Consider the following 1187-nt stretch of genomic DNA (forward strand, 5'->3'; position numbering starts at 1 on the left):
GAAGCTGCCCTCCGTAACGTAGCGTCAGCTTTCCGTCCTTGTCCACGGTGTCTGTTCTGATGCGCCGTTCGTCCTTTGGAAGCGGTTTCGGAACGGCTTTCGCTGTTGCCGTGTAGCGCAGATATGGTGGTTTCCTCCCCGCTGCTTTGTGTGGCCTTTCCATGTTGTAGACGTGCTTGAATTCCTCAAGTTGCTCGTTGAGTTGGGCGACGGTTTTGGCCCGTGGTTGGGCATTGAGCCAGAGCTTGAGCGTGCGATGGAATCGTTCAATCTTGCCCTGGGTTTGAGGGTGGTTCGGTGAGCCGTTGATCTGCTTGATGTCCCATTCCTGGAGCAGCTTCTCGAACTGGTTCTTCGCTGGTTCATCTCCGTTGATCTTGCCGGTGAAGCGGGTGGTGAAAACCAGTCCGTTGTCGGTCAATGAGGACTGTGGCCGGCCGTGTTCCTCGCAGGCTTGGGTGAACTGTTTTGCTACGTGGTGCCCAGTCACGCGCCGGTATGCGCGGATGCTGATGAGGAATCTGGAGTGGTCATCGATGTAGTCCAGGATTTCGGTGTCGCTGCCGTCGGCCAGTCTCCAGTGGGTGAAATCCGATTGCCACATTTCGTTGGGGAGCGCGGCTTCGAAGCGGATTAGGGAGCTTTTCGGGCGTTTTTGGGGTTGGTCGGTGACGTGGTTGGTTTGGCGCAGAATGCGGTGGACGGTGGATTTTGAGGGTGCGGTCAGGCCTTCTGTTTCCAGGAGGATTTGGATGGTTTCTGCTCCGGCGTCGAGGCCTTTGGCGGTGAGGTTTTGGCGGTGGAAGATGATGCGGTTGCGGGTTTTCTCTGGTGTTCTGTTGGGTGATGTTTTGGGTTGTTTAGACCTGGAGTCGAATGCTGCCTCTCCTTCGAAGGCGTAGCGTCGCACGAGCTCTTTGACCCAGCGTTCGGAGACGTTGAAATGGTGGGCTGCCGCTTTGGCGTTCATGGATCCGTGAACGACCGCGGTGATTATTTGTTTGTTGTGTGTTCTCACAATTTCTGAGAGTGAACGATGTCCCAGGACAGGGTGTGTTGCCACGCCGGGGAAGGGGGGCTTTGAACTTTACGTGCAGTGTCAGATCTGGTGTTGGGATCAGGTTTTCCCGGGGTGTGGGGGTGGAACGATGTCCCGCGACATGGGTGAAGGATGTCTTGAGACCGGA

1 protein-coding gene is annotated in these 1187 nt (G+C 56.3%); it reads right to left on the reverse strand.

All coding sequences use genetic code 11. From position 1 onward, the window contains the following. Positions 1 to 970, reverse strand: a 970-nt coding sequence (locus ACT3TP_RS18690) for an IS481 family transposase (RefSeq protein WP_444621285.1), incomplete at its 3' end; no start/stop codon positions are given. Between the last annotated feature and the right edge of the window lie 217 nt (positions 971 to 1187).

Source organism: Glutamicibacter sp. AOP38-B1-38 (genome assembly GCF_052377485.1).
In the GTDB taxonomy this organism is placed as follows: Bacteria; Actinomycetota; Actinomycetes; order Actinomycetales; family Micrococcaceae; genus Glutamicibacter.